This is a genomic window from Acinetobacter sp. ANC_7513, from assembly GCF_056779915.1.
The window spans coordinates 59,042-83,516 of the sequence record NZ_JBWYIW010000008.1 but is presented as its reverse complement, the minus strand read 5'-3'; the positions used below and the strand labels follow the sequence as shown (position 1 = coordinate 83,516).

The following is a 24,475-nucleotide window of genomic DNA, read 5'->3' as shown; positions in this document are numbered from 1 at the left end:
GGCAGTAAATTAGTACAATATACTCCCTGATTGTATTAATTTAATGCTAAACTCTGCTCAGATATACACATTTTGTTAACGAAACTATGACTGCAAAAAACTTATACGCCTACACTTTACAACCCGTTCCTTACGAGGTTACTGAAGCTGAACAACGCCATGCGCAACTCGCAATCTGGCGCAGCACAAATAAAATTGGAACTAAAGCTTGGGCTATTATGGGTGCAATTACTGCGCTTGCAATTTTGGGTCTAATTTTTATTAAAAATTACTCTACTGTATTTTGCTGGGTGGCTTTAGTCTGTGTGCTGACATACTTTTTAGTGCGAAAGTTTGGACTAGAATGGTACGCTAAACGTAAAATGAATGAGTTTCCAGTACAAGAAATTACTGGAATTAAATTAGGTGTTCAGCCTCATGGTATCGTGATGCGTCAAAAAATGGGACTACAAGAAGGTGTAGGTTCAATTGGTTGGAAAGATATCTATGAGTGGTATAACACGCCAGATTTCATTTTGGTGAACTTTAAAGTTAAAGGTCAGCAAGGCGCTTATATCTTGCCAAAACGAATGAACAGCAAAAATTTCTCTTTCGAGACCATCCGTAAACATCTAAAAGAAAGCGTTGGTGAGCCAAAATCACTGTAAATACGGCTTTATATTAAAACCTCCAACTTTGGAGGTTTTTTTATCACAATTTTTTATATGAGAATGAGAATAAATATTATCTTCAAATACATTCCACTTTTTTTGAGTTAGGTTATAATCGCACCATTCAAAAATTCCAATTCACTCAGACCCTTATGTTCAAGAAAATATTTTTCCAGTTACACTGGTTTTTCGGAATAACAGCAGGCCTTATTTTGGCACTTATGGGTGTCACTGGGGCAATATATTCTTATGAGCAGCAAATTATCAAGCTGATCAATCAGGAAAGTTATACAGTTGTTACTGAACAACGCCCAAAATTAACGCCAGCTGAAATTTATCAACATTTCCAGCAGGAGCATCCTGATCTTAAAATCAATAGCATTACGATTGCTGCTCAACCTACTGACTCATCGAGTATCAATGTTGCGAAGGAAGGTGAACGTCGTGGTTTAACCATGATGATCAATCCCTACAGTGCTGAATTACTTCCTGAAATTAAAGGTCGAAAATTCTTTGCATTCGTACAACAACTTCATCGTAACTTGACAGTCGGACCAGTTGGAAAACAAATTACCGGTGCATGTACACTGATTCTTATTTTCTTTGTCCTCAGTGGCTTATATCTACGTTGGCCGAAAAAACACAGTTTCAAACAATGGTTTTCAGTTAAACCCAAATTAAAAGGTCGAAACTTTATTTGGGATTTACACGCAGTCGTTGGAACATGGGTGGCCATTTTCTATCTCATGTTGGCTTGTACAGGTTTATATTGGTCATATGACTGGTGGCGCAACGGCATGTTTAAAGTGCTTGGTGTTGAGCGCCCGCAACCCCAAATGCAAGCGGGTGGTCCTGGTTCAAATGCTGGCCCAAACGCTCATCGTGAAGGACGTGAAGGACGTGAAGGACGTGAAGAGCGTAAATTACTCCAAACAGAACAGATTCAATTTGCGCTCAACCAATCTTGGTCCACTTTTAATCAACAGTTTAAAAATCAATTTTCTTCCGTAACCTTCAACATTCCTAAACGTGCAAACGGTGAATTAGAACTGAGTTTCGTTGATCCTGTTCCGCAACATGAACGCGCTCGTAACAAAGCAACTGTCGACTTAAATACGAATCAATTGAAAGATGTTGAATTGTACGAAGACAAAAAGCTCAATGAAAAAATCATGAGCAGCATGTTACCTGTACACCGTGGCAGCTTCTTTGGTCCTATTTACCAGTTCTTCGCGATGTTTGCTGCACTCGCTATGCCGTTATTCTTTGTGACGGGTTGGATGCTCTATCTCAAACGCCGCAAGCAAAAACAATTGACCCGTGAAGCGAAGCAAAATTTAGCAGTGGTTGATGTTGATCCAAATGCAAAACCTTGGCTCATCGCTTATGCAAGTCAAACTGGTGTATCCGAGCAATTGGCTTGGCGTACAGCTTCAATTCTGCAATCAGCACGCCAACCCGTCACTGTTAAATCAGTGCAAAGCCTGACCACTGATGAGCTACAAACAGCATCTCAAATTCTGGTGGTCGCGAGTACTTATGGTACAGGTGAAGCCCCCGACTTAGCTGCAAGCTTTGAAAAGAAATTGATGTCTCATCCACTGAATCTAAGTCATGCTCAATTCGCAGTTATGGCACTTGGTTCAAGTGAATATCCTGACACTTATTGTAGTTTTGGTCATCGTATTTATGATTGGTTCAATGCATCTGGTGCAACTCCGCTCTTTAATGTGATTGAAGTAGACAATGCCAATAACCAAGATATTCAAAAATGGACAGATGCACTCGCACAAGCTGCTCAATTGGAATTAGCAACATTATCTATTGATAAAGTCTTTGATCAATGGAAACTGCAAAAACGCACACTGCTCAATCCAAACAGTTTGGGTCAACCTGCTTATAATTTAGAGCTTGAGTCTGATCACGACGCGATCTGGCAAGCTGGAGATATTGCAGAAATTCAACCAGGCAATAGCATTGAACGTATTCAAGCATTTTTACAACAACACAACTTAGATGAGGCTTTAGTTCTCGAAACTACAGGCCAAACCTTAGTTGAAAGCCTGTGGAATAAAAATTTAAATAGTGAGACTCAGCCATTTAATACAGCTGAAGAACTCGTTGAGCAGCTTGAAAACTTACCTACTCGTGAATATTCGATTGCTAGTATTCCAACTCAAGGCATGATGCGATTGGTGGTACGTCAACAACGTGATGAACAGCAGCAACTCGGCTTAGGCTCAGGCTGGTTAACACATCATGTTGCGGTTGGTGCTCAGGTACAACTTCGTATTCGAACCAATGAATCATTCCATTTAATTGATGATAATCGACCGATTATCTGTATCGGTAACGGGACAGGGATCGCAGGGCTAATGAGCTTGATTTCAGCTCGCGTACGCTTGGACTACACTGACAACTGGCTCATCTTCGGTGAACGCCAACGCGAACATGATTTCTTTTATAAAGAAACAATCGAAGCTTGGCAAAATACAGCGATGTTAAAGCGTATTGATCTTGCGTTCTCTCGAGACCAACCAGAAAAAGTCTATGTACACCATATTCTGCGTCAAAATGCGGATGAAGTCGTTAAATGGATTCATCAAGGTGCTGTCATCTATGTGTGCGGCAGTATCAATGGTATGGCAAGCGATGTTGATCTAGCCTTAATTGAAATCTTAGGTGAAACTACTGTAGATGAATTAAGACAAGCTGGTCGCTACCGTAGAGACGTTTACTAACACGGTTATTATGATCAGAACCGAGCACGATTTTTACTTAATCTGCTCGGTTTTTTTTATGCGATATACTTTTTCTCATTTCCTACTAGTGATGACATCGAATGTATACAAGGATTTTAAAATTTTTCGCTTGGTTAATAGCATTGATACTATTAATCGATGGAATCATTTTAATGAGTCAAAATAAAATTCATTTGGGTACTGTACTTCCAGCATTTATTGGCATAGTGATCATTGTATGTCTACTTTTTAATAGGAAAATCCAACACTACCGTTTGAATCACTCTAACTTTAACTTGTTTTGGAAAATGGGATGGACAATTTTTTCCATCTGGTTAATCAGTTTGGCTATTTTTTTTAATTTTTTAGCCAAATCGAATCATTCCCCCATCATGAATACACCACCTGATGCGATTATTATTTTAGGTAGTGGTTTAATCAATAACCAACCCTCCCCAACGCTTCAGGCTCGATTAGACCAAGGTGCAATGATCGCCGCTCAATATCCCAGCAGTTCTGTTATTGTGACTGGCGGTTTGGGATTTGATCAGAAAATTACTGAAGCTGCAGTGATGAAAGCATATTTGATCAACAAATATCGTATTCACCCACAGCGTATAGTTGAAGAAAGTCAAAGCACCAGCACCGAACTCAATTTAAAAAACACTGTTCCGCTGCTAAACAGAATAGGCTTAAACCAAGATAGTCGTATTGTAGTTGTCACTAGTGATTTTCATACACCACGTGCTGCAGCCATTGCCCGATTTCAAGGTTATACCCAAATCACATCAATCAGTGCTGAAACTCCTTTAACCACACGATATAACGCATGGCTTAGAGAATATTTTGCTTATATTAGTGGCTGGATCTTAAAAGAATACTAAATTTTTTATTTATCATGTATTCGGATTTTTCGAGGAGAAGGAACCCCTTCTCTATTTAATTTTTCAGGTTGATCGATCGATAACTGGTATAGATAAGCTTTTAGGTCAATTAGAAATTGTCGCCCCGATACCAAAACATTTTGACCTTCTGGCATCAAGTTCAGTGACAAGTGAGTATTATGTTGTCGAATATAAGGAACAACTTGTTCAATAAATGGTATCAGTTGGATTTCCTCCACATGATATTTTTCCCACTTATCACGAACCAATAATTGTGCCATTCCTTTACTTTGCCAAACAGCAAGCGTGCGCTGACCAGATGGAGTGGAGCACAATGCCCAACCATCATTATATAAACTATAAACTTTAGCCTGAGCTACAATTGTTTCCATAAATTGTTGGTATTGTTCTTTTGGAGAGACAACTGTAGAGGCAATAGAGGTACTTGAAGGCTTACGCTGGTATGGATTTCTCATAATTCTATTATAAACATGAATTCATCATATTTTATATAAATTATAGAAACTTAAAAGACTTTTTATAGAAAGAATATGGTGGGCGCTGACGGGATCGAACCGCCGACATTCTGCTTGTAAGGCAGACGCTCTACCAACTGAGCTAAGCGCCCTTGAGGAATAAAAATAGCACCGCTATTTTTAAGATGCAAGAAAGAAATCTTGCTGATTTAAACCATTATATCTAGACAAGGGATCTAGAAAATGGCGCAGCGGACGGGACTCGAACCCGCGACCCTCGGCGTGACAGGCCGATATTCTAACCAACTGAACTACCGCTGCAACGGCAACTGCTTACGCAATTAGGGTCATATAAGCTTTTCAGCTTGAATATGGTGGGCGCTGACGGGATCGAACCGCCGACATTCTGCTTGTAAGGCAGACGCTCTACCAACTGAGCTAAGCGCCCTTATTAGGCTTTGATTTTTAGGATGGCGCAGCGGACGGGACTCGAACCCGCGACCCTCGGCGTGACAGGCCGATATTCTAACCAACTGAACTACCGCTGCATCACAAAAAATCTGGTGGGCGCTGACGGGATCGAACCGCCGACATTCTGCTTGTAAGGCAGACGCTCTACCAACTGAGCTAAGCGCCCTTAATAAGGTCATTACATAAAATGGCGCAGCGGACGGGACTCGAACCCGCGACCCTCGGCGTGACAGGCCGATATTCTAACCAACTGAACTACCGCTGCACTTATGTAATATCTCTATTAAAGTACAAACAATCTATTAAGTTTAAAGTGGCGCAGCGGACGGGACTCGAACCCGCGACCCTCGGCGTGACAGGCCGATATTCTAACCAACTGAACTACCGCTGCACTAAAACTTAACGTAAAGGCTTGGTGGGCGCTGACGGGATCGAACCGCCGACATTCTGCTTGTAAGGCAGACGCTCTACCAACTGAGCTAAGCGCCCTTTACGACTTCATCGTTTGTGTGGTGCATTATAGAGAATCCTCAGATACTGTCAAACGCTTTTCTACAGGTTTCTCAGTTTTTCAGTTTGAATGATTAAAAAATAGATCATTTCTCTTGAAAAATCGCTTTTTTGTCTATTATTTGCCTGATTAGAGATATGTTTTTATTTTTATTCAAAGTTTTTATCACAACACATTTTACGATTCTGATTTAAATTTGATCCAATTCGATCTCTTGTTCTGAAATATAGACTAAAGCGCCTTCGTCCAATATATCAAATAGCTCAATGACATCTGCGCTGTGCATTCGAATACATCCATGTGATTTAGGAATACCTAAAGGTTCTGACTCTGGCGTACCATGAATATAGATATATCGATTATAGGTATCACAACCCTCCCCTTGATTAAAACCAGGTTCTAAACCTGCTAACCAAAGAATTCGAGTTAGAATCCAGTCACGTTCTGGAAATTGCTCACCAAGTTCCACATCATAGATCTCCCCAGTCCAAATACGTGCTTTAAAAACAGCATTGATTGGGTGGTCATCGCCAATTTTTTGTTCAATGCGATGCCATCCTCTTGGTGTTTTACCTGAATTTTCCTGTTCACCTATACCGTTCAATCCAGTAGACACCAAATAGCTTTTTTTCATACGTGGTACATATAGAACTTGTTTCGCCATATCAATCAGGATATCCGCCTGACTTAGGGTATAACTTTCAAGATTTGGGTTCATACAAAACTCAGGGTTAAATTATTTTTAATCATTTATTTAAACAATATTTTTTGATTCAGGTCTTAACCACAACCAAATCGCGACAATTAGCATGGTGAGATTCGTAAAAATTTTTACTAAATCAGGAGCATTGGTATAAAGCATAAGAATACCGCTGATCAACATCATCATCGAGGCGAGCCATTTTGCTTTGCGTGGAACCGTGCCATGCTCACGCCAATTTCGCAGTGTTGGTCCATATTTAGGATGATTGAGTAGCCAATCATCAACCTGTGGCCAACCTTTTGAAGCAGCCCATGCGGCAAGAATTAAAAAGACTGTGGTTGGCAATCCTGGCAATAGCGCACCAATAAAACCTAGAGTCACAAAAATAATGACCAAGCTCCGCCAAAACACGATTTTCATACCGCAACTCATTCAGTTGAATCTCACTAGTATATATGCTTTTGTGGTAGTGTCTGATTATAAATTTATTTTCAATTTTGAATTCTAGTTGGAGTAATGGTGCAATCTGATTTTTATGAGCCATGGCAGAACTTTCATCATACAATTGTACGTCAACTGGCTTTTGTCATCGCAAGTCCTAATATTATTCGTTTTGCGCCTAAAGAATTAACGATCGTTCATCCTTTTGAATTGCACCATGAACAATTTTGGCAAACTCAGTACGAAAAATATATCTCCAGACTGCATGATCTAGATCAAAACCCACAAGAGCTTATTGATTTTATTCAGCAACTTAAAAGTACGCGTCTAGGTTTGCGCTTTGAATATTTAATGTGGTTCTGGCTGCAAGATGATCAACGCGATCAAGCTGATTTTTCGCTGTTAGATCACAGTGTTCAAATCATTGACGGCCGCCATACTTTGGGTGAAATTGACTTTGTGATATTAAATCATCACACCCAAGAAATTGAACAATGGGAAGTTGCACTGAAATTTTATTTAGCAGAACAAGACTTTCAACTTCAACATTGGTACGGATTAAATCGAAGCGACACTCTATTTAGAAAGCTCAATCATTTTACGCAAAAGCAATTTCAATTTACTCAAGCCAATACTTATAAAATTGATCGAAAAATTGCGGTGATGAAAGGTCAACTCTACTTTCCGTATCATACCGAACTTCAAACCTTACCCAACTGGGTCAGCCCACATCGTCGTATAGGCACATGGGGACATCAATTACGATCATCTTTTTATCGACTGGAAAGACAGGAATGGATTTGTCCGAATGCAAGTCAGACTTCAAATGAAGCACATTGGTGGAGTAATGGGCTTTATCACAATGTACAAACAAATCAGTTTTATATGTACCGTCAACCAGCTTTAAAGCTCCCTTACGTGTAGTTCGTGTAATAAAAAAATGTATCGAATACAATTAATAACATTCTGATAATAAAACTCTCATATTCTTCTAAATGATTAATTTTTATTCTGATTAAGCATCAAAATAATTTACAATCATTGGAGATAATGATGAAAAAAGTATTAGCCGCTTCATTCGTAGTTGCATTTGTATTAACTGGTTGTAATACATTCAAAGGTTTTGGACAAGACGTTTCAAAAGCTGGGGAAACTGTAACAAATACTGCTGAAAAAACTTCAAACGAAATTCGTAACAACTAATTCGAAGTTGAAGCTAAAAGCCCTATTTTTTAATAGGGCTTTTTTTATTTAAATTTGATTTCCTTGAATGATTAATATTTTGCATCAAATTCAACATACTTTATGATAGATCGACTTTGACCAATTCGATTTCTCTCCATGACCCAATCTGCAACACTCGATTTAAGCTTACAATTACTTCGCCAACCTTCAGTGACTCCAGTCGATCATAACTGTCAAAATATTATGGCTGATCGATTATCAAAGATTGGTTTTAACATTGAAAATATGCGGTTTGAAGATGTAGATAACTTATGGGCTCGTCGCGGGACTGAATCACCTGTGTTTTGTTTTGCGGGTCATACTGATGTTGTTCCTACAGGCAATCTAGAAGCGTGGAACTCCGATCCATTCGCCCCAGAAATTAGAGATGGAAAGTTATACGGGCGTGGCAGTGCAGATATGAAAACGGCGTTGGCAGCCATGGTGATTGCCTCTGAACGTTTCGTTGCTAAGCATCCAGACCACAAAGGTTCGATTGCTTTTTTGATCACTTCAGATGAAGAAGGTCCATCTATCAATGGAACAGTGAAAGTTGTAGAAACTTTAGAAGCACGCCAAGAAAAAATGACATGGTGTTTGGTCGGTGAACCGTCAAGTACGAATACTTTAGGTGACATTGTTAAAAATGGCCGTCGTGGGTCTCTCAATGCCAATTTAACAGTGAAAGGTAAGCAAGGGCATGTGGCCTATCCACATTTGGCGATTAACCCAATTCATACAGCCTCAAAAGCAATTGCTGAATTATGTGAGACAGAATGGGATCAAGGCAATGAGTATTTCCCTGCAACGTCTTTCCAAATCTCCAATATTTCTGCTGGAACGGGTGCAACCAATGTTGTGCCTGGCACGATGAACTTATTATTTAACTTCCGTTATTCTACAGAAGTTACTGCTGATGAATTAAAAGCACGTACACATGAAATTTTAGATCGCCACGGCGTTGAGTATGATATCGAGTGGACACTATCAGGTTTACCATTCCTTACCCCTGTTGGAGAGCTCGTCAATGCTGCCAAAAAAGCGATTTTGGATGTGACTGGCACGACAACAGAATTATCAACCAGTGGTGGTACATCAGATGGTCGCTTTATCGCACCAACTGGAGCTCAGGTACTCGAACTGGGAGTACTTAATGCCACGATCCACCAGATTAATGAGCATGTTGAAATCGCACATTTGGAACCTTTGGCTGAAATTTATGAAAAAATCTTAATTGAGCTATTGGCATAACATTAAAATTTAACAGCAATGAAAGATAAAAAAGGATGCAAATGCATCCTTTTTTAATTGGCTTAAAATACTTCAATCGTGTTTTAAAAGCTGATTGATCTGCTCAATCAACACTGCTTCTTGGAAAGGTTTACCCATATAAGCCGATACACCAAGTTCAAGAGCATGTTGTTTATGCTTATCCCCCACTCGTGAAGTGATCATAACCACAGGTAAGTTCTGCAAATGTGGTTGATTTCTCAGCCATTGCATTACTTCAAAACCATCCATTCTTGGCATTTCAACATCAATTAACATTAAGGCAGGTGTTGAATGCTGTAAATATTCAAGTGCTTCAATGCCATCTGTAGCTGTGACAATCTGGTAACCATAACGCTCAAGTAGTTTAGATGTCACTTTTCGAACTGTGACCGAATCATCAACCACTAAAATCGTAGGTGCCTCATTGTCATGTTTTAAATTTGAGAGCTTCGACTCTGGATGTACAGACCAATCCTGCTGAGTGAGATATTGAACCACACGATTTACATTTAAAATTGGGCAAATTTCTCCACTGCCCATAATGGTTACACCGCTGAGATAATCAATTTGATGGATAAGTCTCCCAGTCTGTTTCACAATAATTTGTGAATTAGTTCCTAAGACTTCATCAACGAATAAAGCCACAGGTTGAGACTGGTGCATATTCACCAAAATCACTGGAACTTTTTGGGTTTCTGAATATGGTGAGTTTCTTTTTATATGTTGATTTAACAACACGAAGTCAGCCAAATCGTTTAATTGATAACTTGCTTCATGCACCCTCAACAACTGACTCTGTTGTTTCGCATGATTTAAATCATGTCTATCGATCATTTCAACACGTTGTATTTGATGTAACGGTAAGGCAAAGAATTGATCTGCAACTTTTACCATCAACGCTTCAGTAATAATTGAAGATTTAGGAATTCTGATTTCAAAACAAGTTCCTTGTCCTCTTTCCGAAGTAACATGAACATGCCCACCCAGTGCCTGTATTTCACTTTTTACGACATCTAAACCGACACCACGTCCTGAAACCGTTGTTAATTTTGCAGCAGTGGTAAAGCCTGGTCTAAAAATCAATTGTAATAGTTCAGTTTCAGAATATTCCCGTTCAGTATTGAGCCAACCAAATTCAACAGCTTTTTGCTTAATCTCTTGTGAATCAATTCCTCGACCATCATCCTTGATCAAAATACTCAGCTCATTGTGATGATTCACCAGTGTCAGTTGCATGACTGCTTGTTCAGGTTTATTTAATTTCAACCGCTGTTCTGCTGACTCAATTCCGTGATCAATCGCATTACGCAGAATATGCTCAAGTGAGGTGATCAACTTTTCAAGAATACTACGATCTAATTCGATGTCTGCATGTTCAATCTGTAACTGAACAGATTTATTCAGATTCATCGAAAGTTGCTTGCATAAGCGTTCAAGACGCATTTGTATCGTCTTGAATGGCACGACACGAGTACGCATCAACGAGTGTTGGATGTTGTTTTGTATTCTTGCCTGCTGAATCAATATACTTTCTGCAGACTGAAGCTTTTCGTGCAGAGTGTTTGTGATATCTAACAAGTCTGATGTTGACTCTGATATTGATTTTGAGAGTTGATTAAGTGATGAATATTGATCCATTTCTAAGGGATCAAATCCATGCTCGGCGGAATTATGTGATCTACGTTGTAATAAAATTTGGGATTCTAATTCCCCTTCCATCCGTCTCAATTGTGAAGTAAGGCGCTGAATGGTTTGATCCATTTCTACCAAATTTGACCGATATGATTTTAATTCTACTTCGACTTGCGAACGTTGAATCAAATCCTCCCCAATCAAATTAAGGGTTGCTTCAATTACAGCAGTAGAGACTGAAAGTGTCTCGTTCGCTACGGCAGATTGCACAAACTTTTGCAAATTACCACTCATTGGAGGCGGTAAAACACTCTCCTTAGCGTTAGATGGTTCAGTCTGATGTGAGTTTTGCTGAATGGAAGAAGAGTCAAACTTTGATGAATTATTATGCGTAGTGACTAAATCACTTAAATTGGTTTCAAGGTCCGCTGATAAAGTTGAATGAATACTAAAATCTGAAGACATGTGGTGAGTGATATCATTTTGCATCGAATGTACTAAGTTCAGCTTCGAGTCACCACCCTTAAGATTTAAATGTCCAAGCTCAATTAAACCCTGAATAAGCCTTAATGCCTGTTCTATCGGATAATCAACAGACTCAGTTTTAATGATTTTGACACGCCGTACCAAATCCTGCTGTAAGGCTTTAATCAAAATAATGAAACTTTTTATATCAATGTGTTGCTCTGAAATGAGTTGAAGATATACAGATTCAAGCTCATGGATTAGATTTGCAAAGTAATCTGCTTGCAACATGTATGCACCACCTTTCAACGTGTGCAGTTGCCGCATAATTTTTTGGATACACGTAGCATCTTCTTGATACTCTAACCATGTATTGAACAAGTCTTCGATTTGAGACAAAATTTCTTCCGCTTCCTCGACAAAAAAACCACTTACTTCGCGATCTAAGCCCTGTTTTGCTTTCGCTGAATCTTTGAGTGCGTAATCTATATTGAGTAATGTCAGAATTGTTTCATCTAAGGATCGAGCAGATACTTCGCTCTCCTGCTCTATAGTACCACTACAATTCGATTGATTGGAAAAACTGAAGTATTCATGATTAAGTTGTTTTAAATCATCTAATAGTTGCTGAGAAGCCTCATTATTTTGAGCCAATTGACCTATAGCAAGTTCATCAAATATTTCTAAGAGTTTTTCATGCCCTTGTTGTAAAACTCGGTGGACATTTGAGTAGGCAATTGAATTCGGTTCTCTTGCAATGTTGGAGTGAATTGAACTCAAAATTTCTGAAATTTTTCGAAGGAGATCAAAATCAACTTTAATGGCAAATTTAGCAATTGAACTGAGTTGTTGACTCAGTAAGCTCGAACGTTCAGTAGCACGTGTAGAGCTAACGAGGTTAGAAATACCATCTTGTACAAAGGTATCGATAAGAAAAACATCTTCTACACCCAAATCTACAATTTTCTTGAGTAACTCTTGCGGATCAAGATTTGGATCGTTCTGTGTAATCTGTTCTGAGAAGTCTCTCAATGCGATTAAAAAAGTATGCTCTAATGCCTGAAACTGTTGTTGTCTCGTTACGTTGTCACCTGTTGTTTGCAAGCTTTCTAAGTAATACTGGATTAAATCAATATACTGCGTTGTGAGCGCTTGCAATTCTTTATTGTTGGTATCAAGAAATGGATTACGTTGTATTATTTTTTCGAATGACTGACTCAATACTTCAATTTTCTCAAGTCCAACAATTGCAGAACTCCCCCTGAGAGAATGGACAACACGTGCAAGCGTATCTACCTGAAATTGTTGATTGGATTTATCCAACATATCTTGCAGGGATTTCAATTGTTCTGAAGCCTCAGCATAAAAACTTTGCAGAACCTCGTTATCCCATATTTGAGTATCCTCAAATGTGGCTGCTGAGAGTGAATTGGAATCACTCAAAGAGTGACATTCAATCCCGAAATCTAGATCAAGCTGTGTGAGATGAGCGTTGATCGCCAACAAAGGATGCAATGATTGATCTATGGTATTTGAATGTTCTAATTGCCGACCTAAAAGCAATAGAGGTTTAACATCTAATTGAATCGCTTGTTTAACTGTTAAACTAGGCACAATGATGTAGCGATATATACGAGAGATCAGCTCAACATACTCAAGGACCAGTTGACTCCATGAACGTTGCTGATCAAGCCTAATATTCAGTATTGTCTCAACGGTCCATGCAAGCTCAGAAACTGAGTTGAATCCAAGCATTCGACCTGAACCCTTTAAGGTATGAAAATTACGGCGCAATGCTTGCCAAATATTTAACTGTTCTAAATCATTCGATAAGACTTGAAAATTTTCTGATATTTCTAGAAGTAATTCCTTAAGCTCTTCAGCAAAGGTGGTAATAAGCTCCTCATCTTCAAAATTTAATTCATCTTGAGGAAGCTGCATATCGACATATGCACGATAGAGTGCTTCTGAAAGATATAATTGTATTTTATTAGGATTATTATTTTTCATGGCTCAATCACTCAGGTAATTTGAAGTTTGCAACTGATTTCCTTAAAGAATCAGCCATTTGAGTGAGTTCTGCTATCGATTGAGCAGTATCTAAGGTTGAAGCATGATTTTCTCGTGTGACATCTTGCACAAGCGACATTGTTTTCGCAATTTGACCCGCAGCAGCTGACTGAACTTTTGAGGATGCTGAAATATTCGCAATCAGTTGAGCCAACTGTTTTGAAATCAACTGAATATCTGCAAGTGCTGCTCCTGCATCTTGAGCAAGTCCAGTCCCCTTAACCACCTCAGAAGTTGTTTGCTCCATAGAGCGAACGGCCTCATGCGTATCTAATTGAATATTTTTTACCAATATCTCAATATGTTTGGTCGCAGCAGTTGAACGTTCAGCTAAACGCTGCACCTCATCAGCAACACTCGCGAAACCTCGTCCAGCATCGCCTGCCATTGCGGCTTGAATGGCTGCATTTAAAGCCAACAGATGCGTTTGCCCTGCAATGTCTTCAATGGTTGCAACAAAGTTTCCAATCTCTTGAGTAGATTCACCCAGCCTTTTAATTTTTTTAGATGTTTCTTGAATCTGCCCTCGTATTTGATCCATTCCATCTATTGATCGTTCAACCACTTCCCCACCCTTCGCTGCGATAAGTACAGCGCGCTGAGCAACTTTTGCAGATTGCGCTGCATTTTCATAAACGTGATCAATTGAGTCCGCCATGTCATGAATGGCGAGCGATGTATTTTGGATTTCACGAGCTTGCAGCTCTGAAGATTGCGCCAATTGTGAACTCATGTGCTGAGTTTGATGAATATATTGGGTAACTTGTTGAGAAGCCTGATTAATTCTCATCACCAAATCACGCAAATGATCTATCGCTACATTAATTGAATCCGCGATTGTCCCCGTAAAATCTGCAGAAACCGCAGCATATTTGGTCAAGTCGCCTTCAGCTAAATCCCCAATTTCATCTAAAAGCCGATAAATCGCGGTTTGATTCTTCTTATCTTTATCCACCAGTTCCATTAAACGCAGACGATCTTCTTGGCTTCTCAAAATAAAAAGTTTAATTACAGCAAAGGTGAAGCTCGATAAACTAATCAACAATAAAAGTGACAGTAAAATCAGTAACCACGTAGAACCTGTGCGAATTTCATTGAGGGCTACTTGAATTTTTTGTAACTGAGACTCCGTGATATTGCTTTGAGACTCTAACCACAGCCGATCTACTTCATTTAAAGCTGGACTATAAAAATAAACTGATTTTACATTTTCAAGTTGTGAACTAAAAATAAGCTGAGAGTTTTTGAGAATCTGTAATGTGTAATCTGTAGGATTATCCTCAAACTGTTGAGTCTGAATAATCATCATTTGATTGAGATATTTCAGTTCCCCCACCCCACGACTTTGCTCCACCGTACGTGGGAGATTAAACATAAGAAACAATAAAATCAGAAAAGCACAAACGAGGCTAATAATAGCCATGATTAAATAAGACTTCGTTTGGGCAGATTGCCCAAACAGCTCTGAAAACTGTTCAAGTTTTAACTTAAGTGAAGCTTTCCATCCCTGTGTGTTGGAATCTGAATCATTCACATTCCGACTGGTCTTTTTTAACCGTAAACTCACTCAGCTCCCCCAAAAAACTATTGCTGACTAGACATTAAATTGAATTAGATGTGAACATATGCTTTAGGCGATCATGCTCATATAGCTGACTCATCATCAGCACAGCTACAGGTGTTGAATGATCGAGAAAATAACCTTGGCAAAATAATCTATATGGTTCTGCGATCAAATCCGAACCGGCGCTATAGGTATTATTCTTATAATGTTTTACACCGAGGACTTCATCCACAAGTAATCCAACACAGTCTTGCCCCACGTTAAAACATAAAATTTTAACATTAGCGTGTAGTTGTGTGGTTTTACCCAAAGCAAATTGCTTTAGATCTAATACGGTCAGTACTCGACCTCGCAAATTCGCCAAACCTAAATACCACGGCGGCGTAAGTGGTAAAGAAGTAATGCTCAGTAAAGGGCTAACCTCCGCAATATCACCAAGTGGGGTAATAAATTGCTGCTGCTCAACTTTAAAACATACACCAGACCAGAGGTCCTGATTTTGCACATCACGGTACTCATTTACTTGAGCCGAATTAGCATTACTGGCTTGCGTTAACCAGTGTTGTTGATCACTTTCATCTTGAGTGATCATGCTGTGCCTGTATTTAAATATTGCTGAATAACATCAAGTAATCTTGATTCATCTACAGGTTTGATCAGGTAGTCGACCGCGCCTTGTCTTTTGCCCCAAATTCGATCCGTATCCTGATCTTTGGTACTGACAATGACAACTGGAATATGCTTCGTTACATCAGCTCTTGCAATTTGCCGAGTTGCTTGAAATCCATTCACACCAGGCATCACCACATCCATAAGTACAAGATCTGGTTGTTCTGCTTGCGCTAAGGTAACACCATCTGCACCATTGGTTGCTTCTAGCACTTCATAGCCATTTTTGGACAGAATTTCTTTAAATCTAAACATTTCTGTTGGAGAGTCATCTACCACTAAGATACGTGTCATATTTTGTTTTCCCAGTACTTAACGTGAAGCGACAAGTTTACGAATCGCATTCAATAGCTCATCTTTACTGAATGGTTTCGTGAGGTATTCATCAGATCCAACAACTCGTCCTTTTGCCTGATCAAACATACCATCTTTACTGGATAACATGACCACTGGAATATGTTGGAAATTTTGTGAGTTTTTTAACAATGCGCACGTTTGATACCCATCTAAACGCGGCATCATAATATCTACAAAAATAATATCAGGTCGAGTTTCAGCAATTTTAGATAATGCTTCAAATCCATCTACTGCAGTTACAACGTCATATCCTTCACGCTGTAATAAAGTTTCTGCGGTCCGACGAATCGTTTTTGAATCATCAATGACCATCACTTTAATATTTTGCAGATTATCATCCATTGAATGATCCTTCCTGAGATGAGATTTAAAGAAAAATGAAACGCTTAATTTAGAGAATAACCATTATTTTCTAACATAACATTACATTGATTTTCAATGCAGTTGAGTACTCGCGGAGAGATTGTGTCACAAAGCTTCAGAGAATTTAAGGGTGAATCAGATTAAGCGTAAATTATTTAACGGTTTATATTTATAAATTTACCAGAACCACATAAAATGCTTGTTATTAAAAGCAAAAATTAAAGAATTGAATTGATATCACGGGGGCCGATTCCAATGTTTAATCTTTCGCACAAATCAAGAATTGGGTTAAAGCATCTTCATCATAAAACATTCTTAGTGATCATGATGACATTTGGTTTATGTATCAGTGAAGCAATTGCTAATACCACAGTGACCAAACCGTCTTGGTATCGTTATTATGATAAAAATGGCGTAGCTAATATTAGTAGCTCGGTAACACCCGAGCATATTCGTCACGGTTATGAAGCACTTGACCGTAATATGCAAGTGATTAAAAAAAATCGACCTTATGATGCCGATAAAGAACAGCAACAAAGTGCTGTACGTACGCAACAAGCCAAACAACATGAACAAGATTTACGCTTAAAACGCGCTTACGGTTCTAGTAAAGTGGCTGCGAACAAACGTGATGATATGTTGAAAAACATCAACCAACAAATCACCTTTCAAAAACAACAGTACCAACAACTGGAGCAAGATCGAATATTGTTTAAAAAGCAGGAACAGACCTATATCAAGAAAGGGAACCCTGTCCCTAAAAACTTACAACATCGAATCACTTATAATGCACAGAATATGAGTAATATCCAAAAAAATATTGAATCTTTACAAACAAACTATCGAAATACTCAGTCACAATACGACAATATTATCAAGCGCTTAAAAACTCTTGAATAAAGAAGAGTTTGTCTGAATGGAAAGGAATTATCACATGCCGAATGCGACTCGACACAGCAGTCAGTTTAAGAAATATCTCGTATTAGGAACGCTGTGTACGAGTTGTCTTTTAGCCGCTTGTCAAAAAAATGACGAAAGTGTACAGCCAACCTCATCCACCCCTCAAAAAATTGAATTAATACAACAGGACTTAGTCAAAGTTGAAAATGGGGTCTCAAATCTGAAATTTGCTTTCACAGGCACCATACGCGCTGTGAATCAAAGTACAATTCAAGCGCAAGTGACTGCCACTGCTAGTCAAGTCTCTGTACAAGTCGGTGAAAGGGTGAGTAAAGGACAAGTCTTGGTACGTTTAAATAATCAAGATAATGCAGCCCGACTCGCACAAGCTCGCGCTAATCTTGCTTCTGCACAAGCGCAGGCACAACAAGCTGCAAATATGGTCACTCGAAAAAAACGACTTTATGATCAAGGATATGTTTCTAAGGTTGAATATGAACAAAGTCAAGTGGAGCATAAAGCTCAACTCGAAACTGTACGAGCTCAGCAAGCAAATGTGGATATCGCACTGAAAGCCGATGCTGATGGATTAATTCGTAGCCCCATTTCTGGCGTGATTACCAAACGTCAAGTTGAACCTGGTCAAACCGTTTCAATGGGTCAAACACTATTTGAAATCGTAGATCCACAAAAATTAGAGATTCAAGCAAAACTCCCTGTCGAATCTCAACATGCGCTCAACATTGGAAACAACATTGAATATAAAATTCAAGGGACTACCCAAAATTATACTGCCAAGTTAACACGCATTTCCCCAATGGCCGATCAAATCAGTCGTCAGGTTGAGTTTTTTGCTCAACCAAATGAATCAATCAATTCACTGAGTATTGGTGCTTTTGTCGAAGGTTTCATTTTAGATGACAAACAAATTCAGGGGCAAAAAGTTCCTCTTGATACTATTCAAGATGCAGATGGCAAACCTTATCTGTGGATCATCCGTGATCAGAAAATTCAGAAAGCCAATATTCGAATTCTGGATCGACAACCCAACGAGAATATTGCAATGATCAGTGGTCTTCAGCCAACGGATTACATCAGTAGAATTAAGTTTAATAATGATGACTTAAATAAAACAGTCTCAATTGCTTCAAAGTAAGACAGGATCTGAACTATGTGGTTAACTCGAATCAGTGTGAAATATCCTGTCTTTACGATCATGATGATGCTATGCCTGATGGTATTGGGCTTATCATCATGGCAACGAATGGGAGTTGAAGAATTCCCTGATGTCGATTTCCCATTTGTGGTCGTGTATACCACTTATCCAGGTGCTTCTCCTGAAACTGTTGAATCTGAAATTACCAAAAAGATGGAAGATCAGATCAATACGATCTCAGGTGTTAAACAAGTGATATCGCAGTCGAGTGAAGGACTCTCTACAATTATCACTGAGTTTAATTTGGATGTTCCTTCAACCGTTGCAGCTCAAGATATTCGAGACAAAATTGCGCCAGTGACAGCTGAATTTCGTGATGAAATTACTGATCCTATTGTTGAGCGCTATGACCCTTCCGCAGGTGCCATCATGTCGGTGGTATTTGAGTCTGAGAATATGTCACTCCGAGAGCTCAGCTCTTATTTAGATCAAAAAATTGTTCCTCAATTGAGAACTGTTCGTGGGGTAGGTACAGTTAATCTGCTAGGTGACTCGCAGCGTCAAATTCGTATTGAAGTTAATCCACAAAAATTACAAAGTCTTGGTGTTGGCGTTGATCAAGTCATTAACACACTAAAAGGCGAAAACATTGAAGTCCCTGGGGGCACACTCAAACAGTCAAATTCAGAGCTGGTTGTTGAAATTAAATCAAGAGTAATTCATCCCCAATCCTTTGGGGATCTCATCGTCGCGAGTAAAAATGGCACGCCAATCTATTTAAAACAAGTAGCTGAAATTTACGACAGCCAAGCTGAACTCGAGTCGAGTGCATTCATTAACGGTCAAAATGCTGTCGCGTTGGATATTCTCAGAAGCTCTGATTCAAATGTAATTGATGTTGTAGATGCGGCTTATAAAACACTAAACCGTATAGAACAACAACTCCCGAAAGGGACAACATTGAAAGTAGTTGTCGATACATCTCGAGGCATACGAGCAAGTATTGGTGATGTTGCCCGTACAATTATTGAAGGTGGTGTACTTGCGGTTGTCATCGTTCTACTGTTTTTAGGTTCATTTAGATCGACGATTATTACAGGCCTTACCCTGCCAATCGCCTTACTTGGTACATTAACGTTCATTTGGGCTTTTGGTTTTACCATCAATATGATGACTCTTCTTGCCCTGTCTTTAAGTATTGGTCTTCTTATTGATGATGCAATTGTGGTACGTGAAAATATTGTCCGCCATGCTGATATGGGGAAAGATCATGTGACTGCTGCTTTAGATGGAACCAAAGAAATTGGGCTGGCAGTTCTCGCAACCACTTTGACTATTGTTGCGGTGTTCTTACCAGTTGCATTCATGGGCGGTATTATCGGTCGTTTCTTCTACCAATTTGGCGTGACAGTGAGTACCGCCGTACTGATCTCAATGTTTGTCAGTTTTACGCTCGATCCAATGCTCTCAGCTCACTGGGCTGAACGTCATCATCCAAATAAAAAACCGAGCGCATTGAAACGCTTCTTCAATGGGATCTCAAATAAACTTGATTCATTAAATGAAGTGTACGAGAAGCTGCTAAAACTGGCACTAAGATTCCGCTTTCTAACAATTGTCGTTGCTGTTGCTTCACTGTTTGGCGCGCTCGCGCTATCGAAAATGGTGGGAACAGAGTTTGTACCTGTTCCAGATAAAGGTGAAATTCGGATCAAATTTGAAACGCCCGTAGATGCTTCACTCGAATACTCTCAGGCAAAGTTAAAACAAGTTGAATCTATTATTCGACAGCATCCAGAAGTTAAAGGAACGTACGGCGTTATTAATGGGGTGACTGATCGCGGGAAAAACCATGTAAGCATCCGAGTCAGTTTAAGTCCTCGTCAAGAGCGCTCTCAGACACTGACTGATTTAACCAATGAGTTTCGTGATCGACTACAAACAGTGGCGGGTATTACCCTCACCTCTATTGCTTCAGCAGATGAAACTGTGTCTGGTGGTCAAAAGCCTGTCATGATTTCCATCAAAGGACCTGAGCTAGATGAATTACAAAAAATTTCTGATCGTTTCATGGTGGAAATGGCAAAAATTGATGGTGTCGTCGATTTAGAAAGCTCGCTCAAAGAGCCTAAACCTACCCTTGAAGTGCATGTAAATCGTGTACTTGCAAACGATTTAGGATTATCAGTCAGCCAAATTGCCAATGTGATCCGCCCTCTCCTTGCTGGTGATGATGTAACGACGTGGAAAGACGAAAAAGGTGAAACCTATGATGTCAATTTGCGCCTCTCTGAAGATCAACGTACGCTTCCAAGTGACATCAATAATTTATATTTAAAATCGCAAAAAGTGGATGCGAATAATCAACCTATCTTGGTTCCGCTCTCAAGCGTAACAAGCACACAAGAAAGTTATGGTGCATCTCAAATCAACCGTCGTGATTTAGCACGTGAAGTCATGGTTGAAGCCAATACTTCAGGTCGACCTGCAGGTGATATTGGTCGAGATATTAAAGCATTGCAAGATAACTTCGAGATGCCTGCTGGCTATGGTTTTGAAACACAAGGTGCAAACGCAGATATGGAAGAATCGATTGGGTACGCTGTTACAGCCGTTACACTTTCTATTGTATTTATCTATATTGTTTTAGGCTCTCAATTCAATAGTTTTATTCATCCTGCGGCGATCATGGCCTCATTACCATTGTCATTGGTCGGAGTATTCCTTGCATTATTCTTATTTAACTCAACAATGAATTTATTCTCCATTATTGGCATCATCATGTTAATGGGATTAGTAACCAAGAATGCGATTCTCCTCATTGACTTTATTAAGAAAGCTATTGATCGCGGTGAGACACGTTTTGATGCCATTATTGCTGCAGGTAAAACACGACTTAGACCCATTCTGATGACCACGAGTGCGATGGTCATGGGTATGGTGCCATTGGCATTAGGCTTGGGTGAAGGAGGTGAACAAAGTGCTCCGATGGCGCATGCTGTCATTGGGGGCGTCATTACATCCACCCTGCTGACCTTAGTTGTGGTTCCCGTTATCTTTACTTACTTAGATGACTTTAAGAATTTTATGGTGCGTCAAACACGAAAATTCATGTCATAATGTAGAGAATTGTCATGAGGTGTCATTCAAAATGCTCACCTCATTTTTTATCGTATAATCTTATGCTTTAACGCTCATTATTAGGACAAATTCCATGCGCGCGAGTCGCTTTTTATTTGCAACGTTAAGAGAAACCCCAAGTGATGCTGAAGTAATCTCTCATCAGCTGATGCTTCGTGCGGGTATGATTCGTAAATTGGCTTCAGGATTATATTCTTGGTTGCCAATGGGCGTACGTGTGTTAAATAAAGTCGAAGCGATTGTTCGCGAAGAAATGGACCGTGCTGGTTCACTACAAGTATTGATGCCTGTGACCCAACCAGCAAGTTTATGGGAAGAATCTGGTCGCTATGTGCAATATGGTCCAGAACTTTTACGCTTTAATGACCGTCACAACAACCCTTTTGTTCTCGGTCCTACACATGAAGAAGTCATTACTGATTTAGCACGTAACGAACTCAAAAGTTATAAACAATTACCCGCTAATTTTTACCAAGTTCAAACTAAATTCCGTGATGAAGTGCGTCCTCGTTTTGGCGTTATGCGCTCTCGTGAATTCGTGATGAAAGATGCTTACTCATTCCATGCAGATCAAGCTTCATTACAAGAAACTTACGACACGATGTACGATGCCTATTGCCGTATTTTTACTCGTTTAGGTTTAGACTTCCGTCCAGTACAGGCGGATACAGGTTCAATTGGCGGTTCAGGTTCGCATGAATTCCATGTATTGGCATCAAGCGGTGAAGACGATATTGCATTCTCAACTGAATCAGATTATGCAGCCAATATTGAAATGGCTGAAGCGATTCTTGTAGGTGAACGTGCTACACCAACTCAAGAATTAAAAATTATTGAAACACCAAATCAAAAGACTATAGCTGATGTATCTGCTTTCTTAGGTACCGATGCAAAACAGTCTGTCAAAGCTTTGTTGGTACAAGGAGTCGCTGAAGAAGGTAAAACTGCGCCTGTCGTGGCACTGTTCCTTCGTGGTGACCATGAGCTAAACGAAATCAAAGCTGAGAAACATCCGCTGATTGCATCACCACTTGCATTTGCAACTGAAGAACAACTGAGTGCTTTAGGCTTAACCGCTGGTTTTGTTGGTCCTCAAGGTTTAGTCGAAAAAGGGATTAATGTCATCGTTGACCGAGCAGCGTCAGTATTGTCTGATTTTGTTGCAGGTGCAAACGAATCAGGCAAACATGCGACGGGTGTGAACTGGGAGCGTGATGCTCAATTCACTGAAGTTTATGATCTTCGCAATGTTGTTGAGGGTGATCCATCTCCAGATGGTAAAGGTGTACTTCAAATTAAACGTGGTATTGAAGTTGGTCATATTTTCCAATTAGGTCAAAAATACTCTGAAGCTCTGGGCTGCAAAGTATTAGGTAAGGATGGTAAACCATTCACTGTAACAATGGGTTGTTATGGAATTGGGGTGACTCGCGTAGTCGCGGCTGCCATTGAACAAAATTACGATGAAAAAGGAATTATTTGGCCTGCTGCTATTGCACCTTTCCATGTCGCAATCGTTCCGATGAATGCTCATAAATCACCTCGTACTGTAGAGGCTGCTGAAGCACTTTATACAGAACTTCAAGCTGCTGGTTATGACGTGCTTTTAGATGACCGTGATGAACGACCAGGCGTTAAATTCTCCGATATCGAAATTACAGGTATTCCGCACCGTATTGTTATCGGTGAAAAAGGTTTAGATGCTGGTACTTTTGAGTACAAAGGTCGTTCTGATACTGAATCAAGCAACCTGAGTAAAGAAGAAATACTTGCTAAAATCGCCCAATAATTTGAGCATAAAAAATCCCGCTATTCGCGGGATTTTTTATAGACCGTTGATATTCACTTTCAAATCTTTCACAGATGTACCAATAGCCCCAAAGCTCCCCATTGAGCCATTCGCTAAACCATTAAAGACCGTCGGACTACTCGCCCCCTCACGTCCCAACATCACATTGTTGAGACCAACATTCATTTTACTAGATTGTCCTGTATTTCCGACGTAAATACCTAAAGGTGCAACACCTGCATGGAAACCAGATAATGAAAAGCCATTGTTTTGATCAGTAGCTTTAGCCTGAAAATCGAATTTTGCAGAAGAATTACCAGATACGAATGCAATAGGACAGCCTGAGCCTGTGCCACAGATTGATTGAATTGCGCCTCCAAACTGGACCATGTAGCCTTGTGGCACATTGCCTAATTGAACATTGATCTGAGGACGTTGGGATTGATTTAATGTAATTTCAAAGTTTCGATCAGCACTGCCTATTTCTAAAATTTTAGCGACACCAGGCACCAATTGCTTCAGATCATTATAAATCGATTTAGTTTGTGTAGCACTAGACACCTGATTACTGCTGGCGATATAAAGTGCGAATGGACTCAATTTAAACCCTGTAATTTGCTCAGCAAAAGTGATACCTATATTGGCAAATGGCGTGCCATTGCCTCCGTCTGTATCAATTTTTGCATTGATTGTAGACGAACCAGGGGTATGCCCTAAAAATTGAACCTGAATTGGATTACCAGTTGGACCTGCGACCACTAAGCCAGCTGCTTGTGAATAATTTTTTCCTAATATTGGATCTTTAATTCCGTCTTGATCAATGATCGCAGCCTGTGTGAACTCGATCTTATCCATTCCAATACCAATGCTGATCCCATCTTGACCAGTAGTAGATGAAAGAGACTGATCATCTAATGGTTGCATAGCAAAACACGGGAATCCCACCGCAGTGGTCAAAATAAGTAAACTGAATCGTCTTGTTTTTATCATATTCAT

The 24,475-nt window shown here is 39.6% G+C and carries 18 protein-coding genes, 8 tRNA genes and 1 pseudogene; 10 read left to right on the top strand and 17 right to left on the bottom strand.

The window, feature by feature from the left end; genetic code table 11:
- The first annotated feature begins 86 nt into the window (after window positions 1-86).
- The 3 genes from AC1M9B_RS09930 to AC1M9B_RS09920 all read left to right on the top strand — a co-directional run bounded on the left by AC1M9B_RS09930 (window position 87) and on the right by AC1M9B_RS09920 (window position 4,275).
- Entirely contained in the window at window positions 87-647 is a 561-nt protein-coding gene (locus AC1M9B_RS09930) for a YcxB family protein (RefSeq protein WP_035268336.1), read from the top strand.
- A 155-nt stretch (window positions 648-802) separates the two neighbouring features.
- On the top strand, window positions 803-3,391 hold the full coding sequence (locus AC1M9B_RS09925; RefSeq protein WP_481609007.1) for a PepSY domain-containing protein: 2,589 nt from the start codon (window positions 803-805) through the stop codon (window positions 3,389-3,391).
- A 101-nt stretch (window positions 3,392-3,492) separates the two neighbouring features.
- Window positions 3,493-4,275, top strand: a complete 783-nt coding sequence (locus tag AC1M9B_RS09920; protein ID WP_481609006.1) for a YdcF family protein — start codon at window positions 3,493-3,495, stop codon at window positions 4,273-4,275.
- A gap of 5 nt (window positions 4,276-4,280) precedes the next feature.
- Here AC1M9B_RS09920 and AC1M9B_RS09915 read toward each other — a convergent pair whose 3' ends face one another.
- The 11 genes from AC1M9B_RS09915 to AC1M9B_RS09865 form a co-directional block, all read right to left on the bottom strand.
- On the bottom strand, window positions 4,281-4,751 hold the full coding sequence (locus AC1M9B_RS09915; RefSeq protein WP_035268330.1) for a DUF2750 domain-containing protein: 471 nt from the start codon (window positions 4,749-4,751) through the stop codon (window positions 4,281-4,283).
- 76 nt (window positions 4,752-4,827) lie between these two features.
- Window positions 4,828-4,903: transfer RNA gene (locus AC1M9B_RS09910), tRNA-Val, on the bottom strand.
- A gap of 92 nt (window positions 4,904-4,995) precedes the next feature.
- Window positions 4,996-5,072: transfer RNA gene (locus AC1M9B_RS09905), tRNA-Asp, on the bottom strand.
- A 51-nt stretch (window positions 5,073-5,123) separates the two neighbouring features.
- Window positions 5,124-5,199 (bottom strand) — tRNA-Val (locus AC1M9B_RS09900).
- 23 nt (window positions 5,200-5,222) lie between these two features.
- Window positions 5,223-5,299, bottom strand: a tRNA-Asp gene (locus AC1M9B_RS09895).
- Between the two features lie 13 nt (window positions 5,300-5,312).
- A tRNA-Val gene (locus AC1M9B_RS09890) sits at window positions 5,313-5,388 on the bottom strand.
- Between the two features lie 22 nt (window positions 5,389-5,410).
- Window positions 5,411-5,487 (bottom strand) — tRNA-Asp (locus AC1M9B_RS09885).
- A gap of 49 nt (window positions 5,488-5,536) precedes the next feature.
- A tRNA-Asp gene (locus AC1M9B_RS09880) sits at window positions 5,537-5,613 on the bottom strand.
- 22 nt (window positions 5,614-5,635) lie between these two features.
- A tRNA-Val gene (locus AC1M9B_RS09875) sits at window positions 5,636-5,711 on the bottom strand.
- A 212-nt stretch (window positions 5,712-5,923) separates the two neighbouring features.
- Complete coding sequence (elsL, locus tag AC1M9B_RS09870) at window positions 5,924-6,451, bottom strand: cell wall-recycling L,D-carboxypeptidase ElsL (RefSeq protein WP_035269058.1); 528 nt, start codon at window positions 6,449-6,451, stop codon at window positions 5,924-5,926.
- Between the two features lie 36 nt (window positions 6,452-6,487).
- On the bottom strand, window positions 6,488-6,856 hold the full coding sequence (locus AC1M9B_RS09865; protein ID WP_035269059.1) for a YbaN family protein: 369 nt from the start codon (window positions 6,854-6,856) through the stop codon (window positions 6,488-6,490).
- Between the two features lie 96 nt (window positions 6,857-6,952).
- On the opposite strand from AC1M9B_RS09865, the gene AC1M9B_RS09860 reads away from it, so the two are divergent.
- The 3 genes from AC1M9B_RS09860 to dapE all read left to right on the top strand — a co-directional run bounded on the left by AC1M9B_RS09860 (window position 6,953) and on the right by dapE (window position 9,352).
- Complete coding sequence (locus tag AC1M9B_RS09860) at window positions 6,953-7,801, top strand: DUF1853 family protein (protein ID WP_035269060.1); 849 nt, start codon at window positions 6,953-6,955, stop codon at window positions 7,799-7,801.
- A gap of 126 nt (window positions 7,802-7,927) precedes the next feature.
- Window positions 7,928-8,080, top strand: coding sequence for an entericidin A/B family lipoprotein (locus AC1M9B_RS09855; RefSeq protein ID WP_092766976.1), 153 nt, complete (start codon window positions 7,928-7,930; stop codon window positions 8,078-8,080).
- 138 nt (window positions 8,081-8,218) lie between these two features.
- Window positions 8,219-9,352 (top strand): succinyl-diaminopimelate desuccinylase, encoded by a 1,134-nt coding sequence (gene dapE, locus AC1M9B_RS09850; RefSeq protein ID WP_035269063.1) that lies wholly within the window; start codon window positions 8,219-8,221, stop codon window positions 9,350-9,352.
- 72 nt (window positions 9,353-9,424) lie between these two features.
- On the opposite strand, the gene AC1M9B_RS09845 is transcribed toward dapE, so the two are convergent.
- The 5 genes and pseudogenes from AC1M9B_RS09845 to pilG all read right to left on the bottom strand — a co-directional run bounded on the left by AC1M9B_RS09845 (window position 9,425) and on the right by pilG (window position 16,472).
- The gene (locus tag AC1M9B_RS09845) at window positions 9,425-13,480 is read right to left on the bottom strand and encodes a hybrid sensor histidine kinase/response regulator (protein WP_481609005.1); all 4,056 of its coding nucleotides are present in this window, start codon (window positions 13,478-13,480) and stop codon (window positions 9,425-9,427) included.
- A 7-nt stretch (window positions 13,481-13,487) separates the two neighbouring features.
- Window positions 13,488-14,612, bottom strand: a pseudogene (locus tag AC1M9B_RS09840) (methyl-accepting chemotaxis protein); the annotation flags it as partial.
- 529 nt (window positions 14,613-15,141) lie between these two features.
- Window positions 15,142-15,696, bottom strand: coding sequence for a chemotaxis protein CheW (locus AC1M9B_RS09835; RefSeq protein ID WP_481596321.1), 555 nt, complete (start codon window positions 15,694-15,696; stop codon window positions 15,142-15,144).
- On the bottom strand, window positions 15,693-16,067 hold the full coding sequence (locus AC1M9B_RS09830; RefSeq protein ID WP_035269071.1) for a response regulator: 375 nt from the start codon (window positions 16,065-16,067) through the stop codon (window positions 15,693-15,695). Before AC1M9B_RS09830 ends, AC1M9B_RS09835 begins: the two co-directional genes overlap by 4 nt.
- 18 nt (window positions 16,068-16,085) lie before the next feature.
- Window positions 16,086-16,472, bottom strand: a complete 387-nt coding sequence (gene pilG / locus AC1M9B_RS09825; RefSeq protein ID WP_035269072.1) for a twitching motility response regulator PilG — start codon at window positions 16,470-16,472, stop codon at window positions 16,086-16,088.
- Window positions 16,473-16,820: 348 nt separating this feature from the next.
- Between pilG and AC1M9B_RS09820 the strand changes: the two genes are divergently transcribed.
- From AC1M9B_RS09820 to AC1M9B_RS09805, 4 genes are all read left to right on the top strand, one after another.
- Window positions 16,821-17,393 (top strand): hypothetical protein, encoded by a 573-nt coding sequence (locus AC1M9B_RS09820; RefSeq protein ID WP_481609040.1) that lies wholly within the window; start codon window positions 16,821-16,823, stop codon window positions 17,391-17,393.
- Window positions 17,394-17,427: 34 nt separating this feature from the next.
- Window positions 17,428-18,549 carry an efflux RND transporter periplasmic adaptor subunit gene (locus AC1M9B_RS09815; RefSeq protein ID WP_481609004.1) on the top strand — a complete coding sequence of 374 codons (1,122 nt, stop codon included), beginning with the start codon at window positions 17,428-17,430 and terminating at the stop codon, window positions 18,547-18,549.
- Between the two features lie 15 nt (window positions 18,550-18,564).
- Window positions 18,565-21,669: an efflux RND transporter permease subunit gene (locus AC1M9B_RS09810; RefSeq protein ID WP_481609003.1), complete on the top strand. Its 3,105-nt coding sequence runs from the start codon at window positions 18,565-18,567 to the stop codon at window positions 21,667-21,669.
- A 94-nt stretch (window positions 21,670-21,763) separates the two neighbouring features.
- On the top strand, window positions 21,764-23,479 hold the full coding sequence (locus tag AC1M9B_RS09805; protein WP_481609002.1) for a proline--tRNA ligase: 1,716 nt from the start codon (window positions 21,764-21,766) through the stop codon (window positions 23,477-23,479).
- A gap of 36 nt (window positions 23,480-23,515) precedes the next feature.
- Here AC1M9B_RS09805 and AC1M9B_RS09800 read toward each other — a convergent pair whose 3' ends face one another.
- Complete coding sequence (locus tag AC1M9B_RS09800; protein ID WP_481609001.1) at window positions 23,516-24,475, bottom strand: DUF6160 family protein; 960 nt, start codon at window positions 24,473-24,475, stop codon at window positions 23,516-23,518.

What these genes read in the sequence shown, in the direction of transcription:
- AC1M9B_RS09820 (WP_481609040.1), top strand. Translation starts at nt 16,821, where the DNA reads ATGACATTTGGTTTATGTATCAGTGAAGCAATTGCTAATACCACAGTG.
- AC1M9B_RS09860 (WP_035269060.1), top strand. Translation starts at nt 6,953, where the DNA reads ATGGTGCAATCTGATTTTTATGAGCCATGGCAGAACTTTCATCATACA.
- AC1M9B_RS09805 (WP_481609002.1), top strand. Translation starts at nt 21,764, where the DNA reads ATGCGCGCGAGTCGCTTTTTATTTGCAACGTTAAGAGAAACCCCAAGT.
- AC1M9B_RS09915 (WP_035268330.1), bottom strand. Translation starts at nt 4,751, where the DNA reads ATGAGAAATCCATACCAGCGTAAGCCTTCAAGTACCTCTATTGCCTCT.
- AC1M9B_RS09810 (WP_481609003.1), top strand. Translation starts at nt 18,565, where the DNA reads ATGTGGTTAACTCGAATCAGTGTGAAATATCCTGTCTTTACGATCATG.
- elsL (WP_035269058.1), bottom strand. Translation starts at nt 6,451, where the DNA reads ATGAACCCAAATCTTGAAAGTTATACCCTAAGTCAGGCGGATATCCTG.
- AC1M9B_RS09865 (WP_035269059.1), bottom strand. Translation starts at nt 6,856, where the DNA reads ATGAAAATCGTGTTTTGGCGGAGCTTGGTCATTATTTTTGTGACTCTA.
- AC1M9B_RS09815 (WP_481609004.1), top strand. Translation starts at nt 17,428, where the DNA reads ATGCCGAATGCGACTCGACACAGCAGTCAGTTTAAGAAATATCTCGTA.
- AC1M9B_RS09835 (WP_481596321.1), bottom strand. Translation starts at nt 15,696, where the DNA reads ATGATCACTCAAGATGAAAGTGATCAACAACACTGGTTAACGCAAGCC.
- AC1M9B_RS09920 (WP_481609006.1), top strand. Translation starts at nt 3,493, where the DNA reads ATGTATACAAGGATTTTAAAATTTTTCGCTTGGTTAATAGCATTGATA.
- pilG (WP_035269072.1), bottom strand. Translation starts at nt 16,472, where the DNA reads ATGGATGATAATCTGCAAAATATTAAAGTGATGGTCATTGATGATTCA.
- AC1M9B_RS09800 (WP_481609001.1), bottom strand. Translation starts at nt 24,475, where the DNA reads ATGAATATGATAAAAACAAGACGATTCAGTTTACTTATTTTGACCACT.
- AC1M9B_RS09845 (WP_481609005.1), bottom strand. Translation starts at nt 13,480, where the DNA reads ATGAAAAATAATAATCCTAATAAAATACAATTATATCTTTCAGAAGCA.
- dapE (WP_035269063.1), top strand. Translation starts at nt 8,219, where the DNA reads ATGACCCAATCTGCAACACTCGATTTAAGCTTACAATTACTTCGCCAA.
- AC1M9B_RS09855 (WP_092766976.1), top strand. Translation starts at nt 7,928, where the DNA reads ATGATGAAAAAAGTATTAGCCGCTTCATTCGTAGTTGCATTTGTATTA.
- AC1M9B_RS09925 (WP_481609007.1), top strand. Translation starts at nt 803, where the DNA reads ATGTTCAAGAAAATATTTTTCCAGTTACACTGGTTTTTCGGAATAACA.
- AC1M9B_RS09830 (WP_035269071.1), bottom strand. Translation starts at nt 16,067, where the DNA reads ATGACACGTATCTTAGTGGTAGATGACTCTCCAACAGAAATGTTTAGA.
- AC1M9B_RS09930 (WP_035268336.1), top strand. Translation starts at nt 87, where the DNA reads ATGACTGCAAAAAACTTATACGCCTACACTTTACAACCCGTTCCTTAC.